Here is a 370-nt window from a genome sequence, read left to right as displayed (position 1 = left end):
CTGAGAGCTCCACGGTACACCAGGCCCTCAGCGGTATCGTTGACGACCATCGCGAGCAAGCTCGCTCCTACAGGGGGGGGGGCGTCGTCGCCGGCAGGGTTATTTTGTAGGACGATAGACAAAAAGGAATGTTACCCACCCCCGGCACCATGCGATGCTTGGCACTGTCCGGCCCTTGGTGAGTGTCTTTTCTTGAAACGCAAAATGCCCGCGCTCAATGCGCTCAAAGCTTTCGAAGTCGCTGGTAGCACCGGCAGTTTTACCCGTGCCGCCGAGCTGCTGAACGTGACCCAGAGCGCTGTCAGCCGCCAGGTCCGTCAGCTTGAGGAACAACTGGGCGAAAGCCTGCTGGAGCGCCGTCATCACCACC

Annotated in this window: 1 protein-coding gene; it reads left to right on the top strand. The window is 60.3% G+C overall.

Annotation, left to right across the window (positions count from 1 at the left end; translation table 11 throughout):
- Positions 1-192 precede the first annotated feature (192 nt).
- Positions 193-370, top strand: a 178-nt coding sequence (locus HX793_RS30795) for a LysR family transcriptional regulator (RefSeq protein ID WP_178905615.1), incomplete at its 3' end; no start/stop codon positions are given.

The organism is Pseudomonas reactans, assembly GCF_013387025.1.
Lineage (GTDB): Bacteria > Pseudomonadota > Gammaproteobacteria > Pseudomonadales > Pseudomonadaceae > Aquipseudomonas > Aquipseudomonas reactans.
Note: the sequence above shows the minus strand (reverse complement) of the source record. Positions and strands in the feature narration are given on the sequence as shown.